The sequence below is a fragment of the Bacillus sp. DHT2 genome, from assembly GCF_026241455.1.
GTDB classification, from domain to species: domain Bacteria; phylum Bacillota; class Bacilli; order Bacillales; family Bacillaceae_G; genus Bacillus_A; species Bacillus_A pseudomycoides.
In genome coordinates, this window is sequence record NZ_JAPHWH010000001.1 from 228,259 (window position 1) to 246,283 (window position 18,025).

General features: G+C 37.8%; 13 protein-coding genes. 10 read left to right on the forward strand and 3 right to left on the reverse strand.

Annotation, left to right across the window (positions count from 1 at the left end):
* Positions 1–187 precede the first annotated feature (187 nt).
* Complete coding sequence (locus ORL93_RS01345) at positions 188–1,210, reverse strand: hypothetical protein (protein WP_265958473.1); 1,023 nt, start codon at positions 1,208–1,210, stop codon at positions 188–190.
* 221 nt (positions 1,211–1,431) lie between these two features.
* Here ORL93_RS01345 and ORL93_RS01350 point away from each other — a divergent pair, with 221 nt between their 5' ends.
* From ORL93_RS01350 to ORL93_RS01365, 4 genes are all read left to right on the forward strand, one after another.
* Positions 1,432–2,007, forward strand: a complete 576-nt coding sequence (locus ORL93_RS01350) for a hypothetical protein (protein ID WP_006095376.1) — start codon at positions 1,432–1,434, stop codon at positions 2,005–2,007.
* Between the two features lie 178 nt (positions 2,008–2,185).
* Complete coding sequence (locus ORL93_RS01355) at positions 2,186–3,469, forward strand: aminopeptidase P family protein (protein WP_006095377.1); 1,284 nt, start codon at positions 2,186–2,188, stop codon at positions 3,467–3,469.
* Between the two features lie 119 nt (positions 3,470–3,588).
* Positions 3,589–5,184, forward strand: a complete 1,596-nt coding sequence (locus tag ORL93_RS01360) for a multicopper oxidase family protein (protein ID WP_265958477.1) — start codon at positions 3,589–3,591, stop codon at positions 5,182–5,184.
* Between the two features lie 275 nt (positions 5,185–5,459).
* Complete coding sequence (locus ORL93_RS01365; protein WP_373926170.1) at positions 5,460–5,699, forward strand: PoNe immunity protein domain-containing protein; 240 nt, start codon at positions 5,460–5,462, stop codon at positions 5,697–5,699.
* A gap of 501 nt (positions 5,700–6,200) precedes the next feature.
* On the opposite strand, the gene ORL93_RS01370 is transcribed toward ORL93_RS01365, so the two are convergent.
* Positions 6,201–6,740 (reverse strand): STM3941 family protein, encoded by a 540-nt coding sequence (locus ORL93_RS01370; RefSeq protein WP_097795584.1) that lies wholly within the window; start codon positions 6,738–6,740, stop codon positions 6,201–6,203.
* A 186-nt stretch (positions 6,741–6,926) separates the two neighbouring features.
* Positions 6,927–7,229 (reverse strand): hypothetical protein, encoded by a 303-nt coding sequence (locus tag ORL93_RS01375; protein WP_003202614.1) that lies wholly within the window; start codon positions 7,227–7,229, stop codon positions 6,927–6,929.
* A gap of 261 nt (positions 7,230–7,490) precedes the next feature.
* Between ORL93_RS01375 and ORL93_RS01380 the strand changes: the two genes are divergently transcribed.
* Genes ORL93_RS01380 through ORL93_RS01405 form a run of 6 tightly spaced genes read left to right on the forward strand, consistent with a single transcriptional unit; the run spans position 7,491 to position 17,267 of the window.
* Positions 7,491–10,919, forward strand: coding sequence for a DUF4132 domain-containing protein (locus tag ORL93_RS01380; RefSeq protein WP_265958481.1), 3,429 nt, complete (start codon positions 7,491–7,493; stop codon positions 10,917–10,919).
* Between the two features lie 15 nt (positions 10,920–10,934).
* Positions 10,935–12,041 carry an ATP-binding protein gene (locus ORL93_RS01385; protein ID WP_097795583.1) on the forward strand — a complete coding sequence of 369 codons (1,107 nt, stop codon included), beginning with the start codon at positions 10,935–10,937 and terminating at the stop codon, positions 12,039–12,041.
* Positions 12,002–14,308 (forward strand): DUF5682 family protein, encoded by a 2,307-nt coding sequence (locus ORL93_RS01390; RefSeq protein ID WP_265958484.1) that lies wholly within the window; start codon positions 12,002–12,004, stop codon positions 14,306–14,308. Before ORL93_RS01385 ends, ORL93_RS01390 begins: the two co-directional genes overlap by 40 nt.
* The gene (locus ORL93_RS01395) at positions 14,298–15,404 is read left to right on the forward strand and encodes a VWA domain-containing protein (RefSeq protein WP_033798986.1); all 1,107 of its coding nucleotides are present in this window, start codon (positions 14,298–14,300) and stop codon (positions 15,402–15,404) included. Before ORL93_RS01390 ends, ORL93_RS01395 begins: the two co-directional genes overlap by 11 nt.
* Positions 15,380–17,014, forward strand: a complete 1,635-nt coding sequence (locus ORL93_RS01400) for an SWIM zinc finger family protein (protein ID WP_265958486.1) — start codon at positions 15,380–15,382, stop codon at positions 17,012–17,014. The genes ORL93_RS01395 and ORL93_RS01400 overlap by 25 nt, the downstream gene beginning before the upstream one ends.
* Entirely contained in the window at positions 16,989–17,267 is a 279-nt protein-coding gene (locus tag ORL93_RS01405; RefSeq protein ID WP_018766753.1) for a hypothetical protein, read from the forward strand. Before ORL93_RS01400 ends, ORL93_RS01405 begins: the two co-directional genes overlap by 26 nt.
* The last annotated feature ends 758 nt before the right edge of the window (positions 17,268–18,025 follow it).

An 18,025-nucleotide genomic window follows, 5' to 3' on the forward strand; every position in this document is an offset into this window, starting at 1 on the left:
TCCACCTTTAGTGAAGTACACCCCAATTGTTAGACACAGTCTAACAATTGGAGGTGCTTTTCTTATGGCTAAATTTACAATTGAAGAGAAATTATAGATTGTTTCTAGAACGAAAACAAACACAAACACCTCAACCAGTGGTTCACTATATATGACAGAAGACATGGGGGATGTTTGCTTTGCTATTTCATTTTTTATTATGTATCTCTTTTTTTAATTCGATTTGTTTTTCTATCTCCTTTTTAGCTCCATCGCTCATTTCATAGATATGAGACCAATATTCCCTTGCAATCGGATCATATTCTACCCTAACCGTGATATCTTTTTGGGAATCCGTGTTTAAATATCCATTAATGGTTAGCGCATGAATTGCATTCGATGGTCTATTTTCTTTCTTGTAGGAACTTGTATGCTTATTAAACGTTTTTTTAACAATTGTTAAATCTGAATTATACTCATTTTTCACATATTGAATCGCTTTTGATTCAGTACTGTTACAGATATTCACCTCTTCCTCAGGAGTAAGAGCTAGCTGCTTTTCTACTTCTACAGCACGTTGGTTATTTTTAGATAGATTCATAACACCTGTATTTTCTTTTGAATTATAATCTACCAACCACTTTTTATCTTTGTAGTATGCTTCGACAGAAGATTCACATGAAAAGCCACTGCCTCCACCATTTTGTTTAGCACAGTTTAATAACTCAAAATGAATGTTTATTTTGGGATATACAGGACTTCCTGAACCTTCATTCGATTGCAGTACACTTTCCCTTGTCACATATGTAATCTGAATGGGACCATTATTTTTTTCAATCGCTTGTTTTATTTTTTCTTCAATACGTTGATCATGAACCTGCTTCGTGAATATGTAGTTCTCCTCATAAAAACCATAAATTTTTAAAGGAAGAAATAAAGCAAGCCCTAAAACAAAACAAGAAAGTGCATAATAAGCCAACATTCGCTCTGAAGTGTATATACGGAAACAGGAAAGTACAACGCGAATATATACTAAAGGCAAAGCAATATAAAAAATAGGCACGGAAAAGTAACATGTAAAGGCTGTTATTAGAGCGATCTCCCCGAGCAACTTGATATATTGCGGAATCCCCATACTGTATGCCGCTAGAATCAAAAACCAAATGTAACTTGTTGATACAAGAAAAGCAATTCTATAATATTTCTTACTTCTTGTTTTTTTCTCTTCCATTTTCCCACCATCTTTGCAAAATTGAACTTCTAATTTCCATCCTTAATTTAAACAAAGGTTTTGTTTAAATTCAGTTTCTCAAATATACAAAGTAAATACAAGAACAAACTCCATTCATTAAATTGGTTTCATACCTCATTTGAAAATGATATGATTGCATTGTCAATATTATCTAATTATTCAAATGTATTATAAGGGAATGAAAAAGAGGAGGAGAAATCATGGGTTTTTTCAATAGATTTTTTAAGAAAGTGGAACAAGTAAACAATAATGAGGCAACCCTCAATGAATTAAATGAAGAATTGTATGTTGAATCCCCATTAGAAGAAGCCAATAGCTATTGGGTCTCAATTGCACAAAATTTAATTATCAATACTGTAAAAGCTGCTGACAATAATGTGGAACGTGCTTTTATATTGCTTAATTTGAAAAATGGTGAGGCTTCATTTGATATTTTTTATCAAATGAACGGGCAATTGTATTTTTGGGATCAGTTAGAAAATCAGACGATTAAAAATAGAATTAAGAATGAGTTGTTACCACAAGCTTCGGAAGTTTCAGATGCAGTAAATCGACAATTTTATGAAGCGGACCATCCTACAATTTCGTTTGCAGAACTGCAATTTGAATGGGAAACAAAGGCCTGGTTTTCACACATCATCTGGGAAGACGACCCTGCCTCACAATTACCAAAAGCTCAAATATTAAACAAATGGTTCAGCATAATCAAAAAGGAAACCCAGGATACACCACTTGATAGTGATACAAAATTTTCTTGGTATCCATCAATCTCTTAAAAATCTAACAGTATTTAGCTAGATAAGGAATAGGCGTGATAGAAATGGCTGGCAGTAGGACGCTCACTGATTAATGTTTTACTTTCTACACGATAATTGTTAATTGACGAAAAATTAATAATAAAATGAATTACATTGGATAATTTGTTTTGATACATAGAATTCAAGGGGGATTATTATGAAGCCAACATTTTTTGCCCAAAATAGAGAACGATTAACGAGAACATTGCCAGATGAATCGATTACTATTTTATTTGCCGGACAGGCACCACATATGTCAGCTGATGCACACTATAAATTTGTGCCGAATCGAAATTTTTACTATTTAACGGGAATCGATGAGCCAAATGTTATTTTTATTTTAAAAAAGTTTGGAGATAGTGTAGAAGAAACTCTTTTCATTGAAAAACCAGATCCAGTGCTTGAAAAATGGGTTGGTAAAACCGTTTCGAAAGAAGAAGCAGAAAATATTTCTGGTATTAAGAAGGTTGTATATATAGAAAGTTTTGAAGTAACAATTGCGAATACACTTTTCGCAGAAAATGTGAAACATGTGTATTTAGATTTAGAACGTCGTAATTGGAAAGGTACTGAGACGAAGGCGCTAGCATTTGCGAAGCACGTAAGAGAACAGTATCCTCATCTTTCAATTGGGAATGTCTATCCGAACATTTGTGAATTACGAGTGTTCAAAACAGATGAAGAAATTAAAAAAATAAAAGAAGCAATTGAGGTTACTCGAGAGGGTATTTATAATGTGCTGAAACAAGCGAAAGCAGGCATAATGGAATATGAATTAGAAGCGCATTTTGATTTCACATTAAAATCGTCTGGTATTAAATATCATGCATTCGATACAATTTTGGCGAGTGGTAAAAATGCTACTGTGCTGCATTATGAAGATAATGATGCAAAAGTGCAACAAGGTGATTTAGTACTGCTCGATTTAGGTGCTCAAAAAGACTACTACAATGCTGATATTAGTTACACATTCCCAGCTAGTGGAACATTCTCTAATCGCCAAAAACAAATATATAATATTGTATTAAAGGCATTAAAAGAAACGACTGAACTTATAAAGCCAGGATTAAAATTCGCCGCATTAAATGAACATACAAAAAAAGTACTGGCAGAAGAGTGTAAAGAAATTGGTTTAATTCAAGAAGATGAGGAACTATCTAAATATTATTATCATGGTGTGAGCCATTTCCTCGGTTTAGATACTCATGATGTAGGAACATACAAAGATAGAGTATTAGAAGAAGGTATGGTCATTACGATAGAACCAGGTTTGTATATTGAAGAAGAATCAATTGGAATTCGTATTGAAGATGATATTCTTGTCACAAAGGACGGGTATGAAAATTTGTCAAAAGATATCATTAGAACGGTTGAAGAGATTGAAGAGTTTATGAGAGAAACTAATGAAAACGTTAAGGAAAGACAAGTTGTTACAAAATAGTAAATGTAAAAGACGCTCAATTTTTGGGCGTCTTTTTATTTTGTTCATTTGGCATCTCCATATTTTCTCGAAAATCGTCTTATATAATAATCTTGAAAAAGCAAAAGGAGGGATTTTCCATGAAGAGATTTGTATTAACAGCAGTTACAGTCTCCGTAATATCTTTAATTGCTGCATGTTCTGCGATCACAAATACAACAAATGATTATAAAAATATGAATGATAAAAAAACAGCACAGACTGAAACGGCTACAAAACCATTGAAAGTTGTAAAAGGATCAGAAGTTACTTTAATAGCGAAAGAAGAAAAACAAAAGCTAAGTAACGGTGTTATTGTTCCAGTCTGGACATTTAATGGTTCATCTCCTGGACCAGAAATTAGGGTGAAAAAAGGTGAAAAGGTTAAAGTGACATTAAAAAATGAATTATCTGCACCAGTATCTATTCATTGGCATGGGTATCCTGTCCCAAATAACATGGATGGAATTCCAGGTGTGACACAAGATGCGGTTGAATCTGGAAAAAGTTTCACCTATGAATTTAAAGTGAACGTACCAGGAACGTATTGGTATCATTCGCATCAAGATTCTGTAAATCAACTAGATAGAGGCTTGTATGGTGCTCTCGTTGTAGAAGATACAAATGAAAAGTATGATAAAGATTACACATTAATGTTAGATGAATGGGTAACAGATAAAAAAGAAATCGATAAGCAGTTAAAAGAAATGACAAAAGGGAAAACAGAAAAAGCAGACGGTAATAAATCTAGTATGGATAATAAAAATACGAAAAAGAATGATGATATGAAAGGAATGGATCATGGGAATATGAGGATGAAAGGTCATGATATGAGCATGTATGACTTATTCACAATCAATGGTAAAAGCGGGGATTTAGTGGAGCCATTAAAAGTGAACAAGGGAGACAAAGTTCGACTTCGACTAGTTAATGCTGGTTACCTATCACATGATATCCATGTTCATGGTCATGATATTAAAGTAATTGCGACAGATGGCCAACCAATTAATGATCCAAAAGTTATTAGGGACAAAGTAATTTCAATTGCACCAGGTGAACGTTATGATGTTGAATTTACTGCTAACAACCCTGGGAAATGGTATGTTGAGGACCATTCAGAAGATAAAGGTGCAAAAGGAATGAAAGCTGTTATTGAATATGATGGCAGCAAAGAGATGAAAGACAAGGCAAATGAAAAAGAAAAACTACCAAAATTAGATATGACGAAATATGGTGCTAAAAAATTAGGTGATTTCACGTTAGACCAGCAGTTTACTGTCACATATAATATGGACTTGAATACTCAAATGAATGGAAATGAAATGGTATATACAATTAACGGTAAAGTATTTCCGGATATCGACCCAATTCCAGTGAAAAAGGGTGACTTAGTAAAAGTAAAATTAGTAAATCGCTCTAAAACAGATGATCACCCGATGCATTTACACGGTCATTTCTTCCAAGTATTAAGTAAAGATGGAAAAACGATAGAAGGTTCTCCAATTGTTAAAGATACTTTGAACTTGAAACCTGGAGAAGAATATGATGTAGCCTTTGTAGCAGATAATCCGGGGGAATGGATGTTCCACTGTCATGATTTACACCATGCTTCAGCAGGGATGGTAACAGAAGTGAAATATACAGATTACAAATCTGATTATGTTCCAAACTCTAACATTCCAAATAAGCCAGAATAATATAAAATTCATGTAGTTCATAATAATATAAAGCAGTTATTTTATGGATAGCTGCTTTATTAATTTTGGTTGCTAGTGTTAATGCATATGTTGATCATGCCCGGATGAAGGTGGAGGAGTATGATCTGGGAATGTTACGAATACCTTTCTATAGGTATTATGTTAGAAATTGATAAGAATACATTTAATATTCTTGTAAATTTAGTAGAGAAGAAGGGAACTCTCAAAACAGTATTTGGTTATTTGAAAAACCATTTAAAAGTCTTGTTAATGTCATTATGTGCAAAGATGATACAAAAGCTAGTAAACTCATGGAGAAATACTTGATAGAAGAATGGTATGCTGGGCATAAAGACATGGGGGGGTATGATTGTCATAAACATCATGAAAAACTATATTTTGGCTATTGGATTTTTGAAAGTGGAGCAATTGTAAAAATTTTAGAATTGGATGATAGTATATTAAAAAATGTTCCTTATTATCCGTATGATATGGTGCATTTTAAAGCTAAATAGCTTGATTCTCCAATATAAAGCATGATGATATATTTTTCTATTTTTCGGTCGTTTAATTAGGTAAAATTAGTAAGTTTCCAAATGAAGCAGAATTAGCTTCCTTCAAAGGCTATACCAGTTGAGTTGGAAACGGTACATTGGCAGGAAAGCAAGGCGGTGGACCAGGAAAGGTTACCGAATGAGTCAATAAGTATCATGTAGACAGCAGTAAGAAAATCAATGATGAGATTAAGGTGGAGAGGCTTCGCTTGCGGAGAGGGTAAGAAAAACTGATAAAGGAATATCCTTAGAAGAGGTAAAGCCAGACGTACTTAAACAGATACAGGCTGACGAGGTTTAATTTGAGAAGGTTAAATGCTATGGAGTGATTTTAATAACTGTTATTGTAAACATATAAACGGGTTATAAAGCTAATGGTTCTAAAATTAAAAATAAAAAAGAACATCTTTTTTATCAAGATGTTCTTTTTTTTCATATATCTAAATTAATTCTTTTGTTATATTATTTCGCTTCATCTTCAGGAATTAAAAAGCTTATATCATACTCATCTAACTTCTCAAGTAATGTTTCTCCGTCGATTTTCAATAAATTCATATGAATATTAAATGGTATAAATCCAGCGCGCTTATTAACTCGATACAGTCGTTGTCCTTTTGAAGGTATAGAGGCAATATATCGATCTTCAACATCATCTTCCATCACAATTCCTAAATACTTTTGCCCTTGGATTGCATAAGGTAAAACGCCTAATACATCCTCCAAAGCAATTTTCACAGGATATTTTGGATTGTTAATAATTGTAATGTATTCTTGTTCTAAAATGATGGCTGGTTTTTTCGTAAGCATTTTTTGGATAACTTTCCAAAGAGCAATTAGTACAACGAATGCAAGAGCTCCAAATAAAAATCCAACTATGAAATTAGGCTCCTCAGACGAAAATGCATACATAACAATAAAGAGAAACATCACTTCAACTACCGAAGTCAAAAAAAATAATCCGACTACTTTTCTCTTTGACTCATAAATATCATATTTTCTCATACGATTCCCCCACTCATATAAATCCATCTTGATTTTCCAACATATTCGTCATCGCTATGCAGAACCAAAAGCAAAATGCCTATCCTATATAAATTGAAAAGTTTATGTGCCTTTTCAATTTATATATAATCTATTTCGCCCAACAGGACTGCAACATACAACACACATTCTCAAAGCGGCGATGTTTTAAATCTTCATTTGAAATCCAAAAATATAACATTCTACTTTCCGGTAAACCATTTTGCGTGTTTGTTCGTTGTGCAATTCTTCTAAATTTAATTGAGTGATAAAATGAAGGGGATGCTCTTTATATGTAGGATACATAAATAATACGGGTAAATTAAGAGCTCTCCCCATTTTCGAACAACCTATCGGTAATGCTTCCTCATGTCTTGGCACAACTTTTATACATTTACAAACATCGCCAATAGCTCTTCTTTCATATGTTAGTTGATATTTGCCAATCAATGCCTCCATACGTTTTTTCATAAAAACTTATAATTTAAAAAATTAGTACCTATACATCATACCATGAAAACGCTTATCACTTACTTTGTTTATCTTTATATCAAATTTTTAATGATCGTTTTAAAGAAACGTATGTTCGTGTTCGGGTTGATATGATATACTAATAATGTAAATATATTCCGTGTTTTTATATCTGGAATTTCAGATATGCGAGAGAATAGGTTATATCATATGTATATGATATAACGATGAATTTATAAAAGAACTAGGGAGGCAGAGAGGATGGCAGTCAGTACATATCAGTTGTTTCAACACCTTAATATGACAGGAGCACAAGAAGAATTAGCATTGCGTTACTTGCAGACGAGAGATGAAGAAGTTTTAAAGCATATAGAACAAACGACCATTCGCGAAAATAAGCGTAGTGATTTTGCTTGGCAGTTCATGAATGACTTTAGGAAAACATATAAGAAAGATCCAGTGTTTTTTCGGTTATTCTATCATTTACTTGAGGATCAATTGTTGAATGTTCTTCTCGTGCGTTTTTCATATATGAGTTTTCCAGATATAAAGGTTTATTTCGAAAAAAGCGGTCTTTCATTCGATAGACTTGTAGTATTTGCTTGTAAGTATTTAACGAATCTTTCGCGTTCTGTAAATGAAGCTGATGTTTTTCTTAGACAATTAATAAGGGAGAATCCGAAGTATATAGAAGAACAGTTGCAAGTTATAACAGGTCAGCAAAAATTACTTTTGCTTCTAGTTATGTTAGATGCAGATTATGAGAGATTTCTTCCCTATCGTTCTTTACTGGAAGAAGAATTGGAAGAGCATGCGGAGTATATATTGAGGTTAAGTGGAGCGGAAGAGAAGATTGAAGCAGCTCAAAGGTACGTTCGAGGTGAAGCTGTTAGTAAAGTATTTGCTGGGTCATCTTTACCTGACTTTACTTGGCAGCAAATTTTTCGTATGTATCCGCATTCGGATGTTGCAAGAAGATATATGGAATTGTTAGTGAAATGCTCTGTAAAAAATTTTATGAATTATGCAATTTCACATGTCAGCCATACTCTTGAACAGTCTGGAAATTACAAAAAAACAAAAAGTTTTTATGCACAATTGTATGAAACAACTCGAGATTTGTGTGAACAATTCGGTATTTCAGAGGAAAGATTTTTTGCATATCGCCTTACGCAGCATCATTTAGGTGTTGTTGATTTTGATCGCGTATATGAATATCAATTGTTGCTTCGAATGGTGGAAGAACAACCGGAATTTGTGCAGCGTACACTGCAATATTTAAGTCAAAGTCATTACCTTTTCGTATCAATGCTTTTAGCGGAAAAAGGGTACGAGCTACATAGAAACAAAGTACGTGAAGAGTTTTTAACGGTTGTCCTTCAAACGAAATCATCTGACATACGTGGTACATATCGTGACTATCTATTAGGCACTTTATCATTTGAGGATATGAAGCAATGGTTCGAAAGCTCGAAGTTTAGAAATAATTACTGGAGAATGCCTGTTTTAGAAATTGCATTACTTTGGGATATAGAGGAAGCAGCAAAGAGGGAAGCCACTCTTACGCTTCAACTTGGGAAAGGGTATAACTATAGTTTATATGAACTTCTGCAGCGGTATGCTGCTATGGAGAACTCGCCAGAACAGGTGCTGGAAGATCTGCTTACCTACGGTTTATCGATGGAGAAGCTCGTTTCTTATTCCATTGAACAAGCTTCCGGGCATAGTGAGAAGCGAGATAAGGCGACGGAGGCACTCGTTCGTTTGTTTGTAAAAGAACGAGCGTATGTGAAAGGTGAATTTCCTGAGTATTCTGCAGATGAACGGATTTTTATTTTGGATGAGTTGGCAAAGGATAACGCAGTTCAGATGCGGGATCTTCTCATTCAAAGTCTTGGGGATTCCTCTAAAAAGGTACGTACCGCTGCAGTTGAACTTCTTACAAAAGATACGGAAGCTGCAGAAGATGTAGCAAAGGAATTAAATCATAAAAAGAAAGTTGTTCGCGAAAATGCAATGCAAACACTTTTATATTATAAAACTGACAAATATACAAAGCTTGTACAGGAAGCTTTACAAGAAAAGAAAAACGCTTCTTTGACGGAGAAGTTTGCCCCATTGCTTGGTGACGGGGAATTAGAAGGAGCATCAGGAAGTATAGAAGCTCTTTGCACGCGTATTTTAACGCCGCAAAAAAGGAATGCACTTGTGCAGTGGATCGGATTTGAACCGCAAATTCGTCTCCGCGATTCCGATACCATTGCAGATGCAATGATTCCTCTTGCATATTTTCAGCAGTACGTATCAGATTCTGTTATTGAGAAGAAGGAAGTAGCAGAAGCAATAAGCGCTGCTCTTAACGAACAAGATTTGAAGGAAAATATACAAGCGATCTATCAGCTTTGGGTTTCTCAAGGCGCGGAATCGAAGAAACGCGGTATTCTTTCGTTGTACGGTATTTACAGTGATGATGAAATGGCGATGCAACTCAAAAAGCAGATTGATGAGTGGGCGCTTGGTATGCGCGGAGCGATTGCTGCTGCAGCTGTTCAGGCGCTAGCGTTGTCCCAATCACATATTGGGCTAATGTCTATCCATGCGATGGCATTTAAGTATAAACATAAGCAAGTGCGTAATGCTGCGAAAGAAGCGCTGAGTCTCGCTGCTAAAACGCGTGGTATTACAGAAGAAGAGCTAGAAGATCAGCTTGTCCCAGACCTTGGGTTTAATAAGCGCGGTGAAAAGACAATTGATTACGGCAGCAGAACATTTACTGCCTATTTAACTCCAAACTTGAAAATTGAGCTAAAAACGGGAGAAGGAAAACGAATAAAGTCGCTTCCGAAACCAAATGCAAAAGATGATGCGGAAAAAGCTGAGGAGGCTAAGGCGGAGTTATCCTCTATAAAGAAGCAGCTCCGAACTATGATTACGATGCAAACGCAGCGTCTTGAAACAGCACTTTCTCTGAATCGCTATTGGTCACAAAATACATGGAAGTCTCTGTTTGTAGAAAATCCAATTCTGCAGCAGTTTGCTATCTCCCTTATTTGGGGTGAGTATAAGGAAGGAAAGTTGCTTGCGATGTTCCGCTATATGGAGGATGGCACGTTTAATACGATTGAAGAAGAAGAGCATGAACTTACGCCAGACACTGTTATCGGTCTAATTCATCCGTTAGAATTGTCCGAGGACGAAAGGGAATTATGGAAGGAACAGCTAGAAGATTATGAGGTTACTCAGCCATTTCCGCAAATTGACCGCGAAGTATTTCAGGTTGAGGAGAATGAGGAAGTCACTGTGGAAAGGTTTGCTGGTATCCAGATCAATGGCCGTTCGCTGTTTGGTAAGATGACGAAGTACGGCTGGAGTCGTGGATCGGTTCAAGATGCCGGTGTATATTATACATTCTATAAAGAAGATACTCGCGCCGGACTAGGGGCGGAGCTTGCGTTTGAAGGGGCACCGGTTGGATATGAAGGTGAGGAGGATGTGTGCGTTTTTGAAATTCAATTTTACAAAGCAGGCACGGTGAGCCGCGGTTCATATGACTACGACGAAATTGATCATGAGAGACGCGTTTTACCGAAGCAAGTATCGGAACGCTTTTTCAGTGAAATTTTATATGATATAAAACGGGCAACAGAATCGAATCTTGGCCGTGATGAAAACTGGCGCAGCAAGCGATAAGAAAGGAACTGACATATGCAGTCTAGTAAACCATTAATGGAAGAATTATATGAAATAGAATTGAATGCGTTAGAAGCGAATGATTCGTTTCCGAAACCACCTAACTGGCGATTGTCACCGCGTGCCGTTCGGACGTTTATTATCGGACAAGAAGAACCGCTTCTTTTAGAAGGAAAAGAAGTGGAAATTAGTCGTAAGTTTTATGGTAATGATGCGCTTGTGGAACGAGCAATTGTCACATTAGCAGGAAACCGAGGACTTATGTTAATCGGAGAGCCAGGAACAGCAAAGACGATGCTAAGCGAGCTGCTTTCTGCCGCAATATGCAGAAATAGCCGTAACACTGTGCAAGGAACAGCTGCTACGATGGAAGATACGATTAAGTATTCGTGGAACTATGCACTTCTTCTTGCGAAAGGGCCTGTAAGGGGGGCGCTTGTGCCAGGACCTCTCTTTGTTGGGATGGAACAAGGGATATTAACTAGATTTGAAGAATTGACTCGCTGTCCGCAGGAAGTGCAAGATTCATTGATCAGCGTTCTGAGCGATAAAGTACTAAATATTCCGGAGTTTGGGGAGCAAGGAATTCTTACAGCTAAGCCTGGATTTAATATTATTGCGACGGCTAACACACGAGATCGCGGTGTGAATGAGATGAGTAGTGCATTGAAGCGTCGTTTTAATTTTGAAACGGTGCATCCGATTAAGGATGTAAAGCTTGAAGCAAAAATAATAGAGTCACAAGTAACGCGCTTATTAGGAGCATCAGGCATCACACCAAAAGTGGATGAGACGGTTGTTCAGCTGTTAGCGACTGTTTTTCATGAACTACGGGAAGGTGTAACTGCTGAAGGAAAACGAATCGATCAGCCATCTTCTGTTATGAGTACTGCAGAAGCAGTATCGGTATATTATCAAAGCGCAATGGATGCGTATTATTATGGAAGCGGACAAGTGAAGATGGATGCGCTTGTTCGGTATTTATCGGGCACAATTGCGAAAGAAAACAAGGATGATTTAGAAAAGCTGCGCAGTTACTTTACAAGCATCGTTAGGGCGCGAGGTCAAGTAGGAGGAGAGGTATGGAAGTCGTTTTTCGAAGCTCGCAATCAGCTGAAGTAAATGCATTGTTTCAAAGAGCTTACAATTTAGATCACAACGTCGTATATGTGCCGATTCGCCATCATAGTCCTGCGTGCTCTTTTCATGTACAAAAGATCGTTAAATTCTATAAACCGGATGCGATTCTTATAGAAGGACCGATAGATTGCAACCCTCTTATTCCGCATATTGTGAGTGCAGAAAGTGAGGCTCCAATTTGTATATATTGCAGTTATGATGATAAAACGGATGTGCTTGAAAGAGGAGAAAGTGGAAAGTACCGTGCGTACTATCCCTTTCTCGACTATTCACCGGAACTTGTCGCGCTGCGGGAAGGAGCTACGCGCAATATTCCAGTTTCATTTATTGATCTTCCTTATAAAGAATATTTGTTTGCAACGAAAAATGAGGAAGAGAATGGGAAGTATGACGAGCAATATTTCCGGCACAGTCAATATGTCCGTATGCTTTCGGAAAAAACGGGGTGCCGAAGCTTTCATGAATTTTGGGAGAAATACTTTGAGTTGCAAGGCTTTCATATGACAAGCGAGGAGTTTGTCCGTCAGCTCTTCGATTATTGTTATTATACGCGCGCGGACTATACGCAGGAGATGTTGACAGAAGACGGATGCGAAGCCAGGGAGATACACATGGCAAAGGAAATTGAAAAAGCGCGTAAAGTGTATGACAAGGTGCTCGTTATTACCGGAGGCTTTCATGTGAAAGGGCTTCTTGAATTGGAAGGGAAAAAGAAAAAGCTGTCCAAAAGCCCATTATCTAAAGCGTATGCCAAAAACTATCTTATGCCGTATTCCTTTTTGGAAAGCGATCAGATGCGTGGCTATGAGAGCGGTATGCCTGCACCTGCTTTTTACCAACATATTTGGGAGAACAGGGATGAAGCGGTAGCTGAGCAATTTATGATACGAATTGCTAGACAGCTAAAGGCAGAAGGAATATCAATGGCAGATGAGATTGAAGCTGCACGAATGATACGTGAACTTGCACTGCTTCGGGGAAAGATGCAACCTGGATTGTATGAACTGATGGATGCAGTGCGTAGTGCATTCGTGAAAGGTGAGATATTCTCGGCAAATAAGCCTTTAGCGCTGCTTCAGAAGAGTTTGCAAGGGGCGAAGCGCGGGGAATTGTCAAAAGAAGCGGATGTGCCGCCGCTCGTGCATGATTTTCGTGCTTCTGTTCGTTCGTTTCGTCTTCCGGTGCGTTCTACTGTACCACAGGAGACGATTCTTGACATATACAAGAACGAACGACACCAGCGTTTAAGTCAATTCTTTCATTGCCTCGCTTTTTTAGGAGTCCCGTTTTGCGAGAAGCTGCGCGGTCCAAACCTAGCTAGAAAGCAGAATATTAATCTTATGCGAGAAACTTGGAAGTATCGTTTTTCAGCACAAGTAGAAAGTGCTCTGATTGATTTATCTGTGTATGGCGGAACGGTGAGAGAAGCTGCGCAGGAAATGCTAAGGGCAAAGCTGTATAAGGCAAAGGGACGGGCTGGAGAGGTGGCTCTTTTATTGCTAGAGGCCTACTTAAGCGGTTTGTTTTCCGATTTCGCTATGTACAATCAGTTTATAGATGAAGCAATACAGGCGGATGGAGATTTTGCTTCTATGGCAGATTGTGCTTACTATTTATCACAAATAGAAAAAGTAAATCAGCAAGCGGATCATGCTAGACATAAAGCACTTTCGTTATTTTCTGTTTTAGATGGGGGCGAACCAGCAATTATTGCGGAAAAACTTATCGATTTGTATACAATGCAGCCTGCAGACCAGCAATTTATTGAAGCACTGGAGCTTTATTTGCAAAGGGAAAAACGAGAAAGCCAAGTAGAAGGGGCAGTATTTGGGCTGTTAACTTCTTTAGGGAAGCGGAAAATCGATGAGGTAATGCAAGTGGCAGAAGGATATTTTTATGGAAGTGGCGATATGCAAAAGCAAGCTCCGATATTTTTGAATGGTTTGTTTGCTGGCGCAAAAGATATCTTCTTATATAACGAATCGCTGCTTGACGGAATGTCTCATGTTCTAGAAGAACTTGATGAAGAGACATTTTTACAAGTATTGCCGCAGTTGCGCCTCTTGTTCAGTCAATTCACGCCGCTTGAGGTGGATACGATTGCTAAACAGATTGCGCGGTTATATGGAGCCACAGAAGAAGTGATAAAAGAAGAAGCAATTTCCGAAGAAGTGCTGACGTATGCAATACAGTTAGATCGCAAGGCACGGGAAATTTTAATGAGACGGGGGCTAGAAGATGGAGAATAACATTTCTTTAAATCGCTGGCGTCTTGTTCTTGGGAAACATGCAGATGACCAAATCACATTTCAGGAAGAAGACCCTGCATACAGAGCAATGGATGAGGTACTGGAGTTTTTGTACGAGAGAGAACGCGGAGAAGAACGCGGCGGGTCGTTGGATCCCTCTCAGCTAACAGTGCCGACTTGGATTTCGAAAGTGCGGGAGTTATTTCCGAAAGAAACCATTGAGATTATGGAAAATCATGCGCTAGAAAAGTATGAATTAACGGCTCTATTGCAAGATAAGCAAACGCTTGAAAAAATGGAGCCGAATATGAATTTATTAAAATGCATTTTACAATTTAAAGATTATGTAAAACCGGATGTATTAGACACAGCTAAACGTATTGTAGCGAAAGTCGCTGAGGAGTTGCGGCGTAATTTAGAGCAAGAAGTGAAGCACGCATTAAGCGGTAGACCAGATCGAAATCGTTCTAGTCGCGTTCGCACGATGCGCAACTTTGATTTTAAGAAAACGATTCGAAAGAACTTAAAGCATTTTGACAAGGAAACAAACGCCATTCATATTGAAAAACCGTACTTTTATGCTGCCACGAAGCACGTTAGCCCATGGCGTGTGATCCTCGCAGTAGACGAGAGCGGAAGTATGATTGATTCTGTTATTCATAGCGCAGTTATGGCGGGTATTTTTGCAAGCTTACCGACGATTAAGACAGATCTGTTCATCTTTGATACAGCTGTTGTTGATTTAACGGATCGTATTGACGACCCGGTGGAAACGCTTATGAGCGTACAGCTTGGGGGAGGAACATATATTGCTCAGGCGCTGCGCTACGCAACGAATAAAATCGAGATGCCTCATAAAACAATTGTCGTGCTTGTAACAGACTTATATGAAGGTGGCAGTTACAATGAAATGTACCGAGAAGCGATGAAGATTGTAGAATCAGGAGCAAAGTTGATCGTGCTAACATCTCTGGATCCGACTGCACAGCCTTTTTATGATAAACAGGCAGCTAAAAAAATGGCGGCGCTCGGTGCTCATGTAGCGGCGTTAACACCAGGGAGGTTGGCACAATGGATCGCAACAATCATTTCTTAAATGTTCTTTCCTCTATTGATGAAACATACTTAATTGCCATGTCTAACAAAGGAACATATAAGAGAGCAATGAAGGATTTGGCCGTTGTATCAAATGTCAAAATGGACGTAGAAGAGGGTGCAGCGCAAATACATCTTGATGACGGAATTACTGTAACGTTTACGGGTGATATACGCAGTTACTCTTGTAGTTGTGAAGCCCGTTCGATTTGTAAACATGTCATTATGGCTCTATTAGAAGCAAAGAAGATGTACGAAGGTGAAGAGAACATAAAAGTTGATTTCTCTGCTCTTTTGAATGTGAACGTTCGCAATATTGTCTCCGAAAAAATGTGGGCTGAAATGATGTTTCGCGAAACATTTCAGCAAAAGTTTGTTTTAGAAGAAGAGGGGGCTTTAATTGCCACTTTCCCAGAAGAGAATATAACAGTTCGCTTTCTAACAGCTGAATCGGTAGCGGATGCGATCTGTACGTGCAAAGCAGAGGGGATATGCCGGCATAAGGCGGAAGCGGTATATTGGTATCAAAAAGAGAAGGGAATCTCGCACGAAACGAAACAGATGCATCCTCTTATCATTGCGCCGGATAAGCTATCTATTTTCAAAGAAATGATCGAGCAAATTGTTCACTTTGGATTAACACGCCTTACCGAAAATACAATCTATGAAATAGAACAACTTTCTGTAAAAGCACGTTCTTTGAAACTCGCAAAGTTAGAGAATTTATTTCGTAAGCTCGGGGCGGATATTGGGCTATATCGGACGAAGCATGCATCTTTTCAAATGGCATCTTATCGGCAAACGGTGTCCGCGATTTATGAACACATTTTGTTGTTGGAGCGCCACCATCTGCAAGAGAGTCCGTTTCGTTCGGAATATTACGAAGTTCCACCACTTATTTTGCATGCTTTTGGTGCGTCTGGCTGGCAAACGAAGTCTGGTTATGTTGGTGTGACGTATTATTTCTATAATCGAGAACAGGAAAAGTGGATTACATACACACAGTCGCGCCCCATGTTTTATGAAGGGAGCAGCACAACTCCTGAAGAACTCCATGAAAGGCAAGTTCCATGGGGAATTGCAGGGAAAGGATACGAACTATCTCGTTCATCTGTCCGATTGAAGCAGGCAAAACTTAACGTCGATTTTCAATTGTCATCTAGCTCACAGACAGTAGGAGAAGTGGAAGGAAAAACAAATGTGGCAGAGTGGCAATCTCTCTTTTTAACCTCATGGGAAGAACTATTAAAAAAAGTAAAAGAGCAAAGGTTAGAGGCAAATAAACAAGGAATCTTTTGTATCGAAGTTGCTGAAATAGGAGAATGGAAGTTTCAGAAGCAAGAACAAAAATGGATCATACCTCTTATCGATAAGAATGGGAAAACATTGCAAATGCAAATGATGAAACGACCAGAAAATGAGCGAATGATTCGACTTGTAAAAATATATATGGACTCGTTGCATATAAAGAGAATGCTAGTTCATCCTTATCAGGAAGGAACAAAGCTCGTTGTTACACCTATCATTTTATATACAGAAGCAGGAGAGATTATAAATACTACACTGAGTGAAGGGGGAACGTTCTATGATCGAGTTAATGCGCCTAATTGATGAATTGGAAGAAGTTCTAGATGAGATGCTTGTCTCAGGAGCAGGGACTGTCCCTCTTTCCTTTTTTCAGGATATAAAACGAGAATGCGAAAAGTATGGTCTTTCTTATGCTGCCACGCAGGTGCTTATCATAGAGGAAGAGCGAAACAAGGCCCGCTTTCTTCATAAAGAAGAAACAAACAAACTGACAGAAGCATTTTGTAAGTTGCAGGAATATATTCAAGTTATAAAGGCTGAAATGCTGCATTTATAAATAGCTGGGTTAGTAGATGAATATTGAATTTAAATAAAAAGGTTTTCGCTAGAAGTATGCTGAAGAAGAAACGAAAACGCTCGCAGTGGGGAGAAATTGTACTGATTTTCCGAAAGTACTAATAATTTCCAAAATATTAATTTGCAAGTATAATAATAGTAAGAACGATGAGTGATAAAAAGAAAAGGGCAGTGTAGGAAAGAATTTCTTCGCCTTTCACGCGGTAGGTCGCAGGTTCGAATCCTTGCCTTCCCTGATGTTTTATTAACATTAGGGGAGTAGCTCAGTTTGGTAGAGCAACATATTGAGTCTTTCCGCCTATCTCCCTTTTTTATAATTCATATTTAATAGATTTGGGCAGTGTAGAGAAGGATTTCTTCGCTTTGGGTGCCGTGTGTCATGGGTTCGAATCCCATCCTTCCCATTTTGGAAGGTAGCTCAGTGGTAGAGCAACGTAATGAGCCTTTTCGCTTATCTCCCAAATCTTTAAACATTATATATAACAGGAACAGTGTAGATAGCCCATGCTTCGTTTGCTAATATTAAGTGCTATAGATTCGATCCTAATCGATGCGGAAAGGTCCGCACCGAATTCGTACTTTTCTTTGATTCATAACACTAAGGTAGGAGTTACTTCGTCATATAGGGATTGTGTTTGTGGGATTCGATTCCTGTTTTGAATATTTCTTAAGTGTTAGGAATGAGTGAAAAGAGCAACGTATATACGTTGCCTTTTTTATTTGTATTTCAACCAGCAG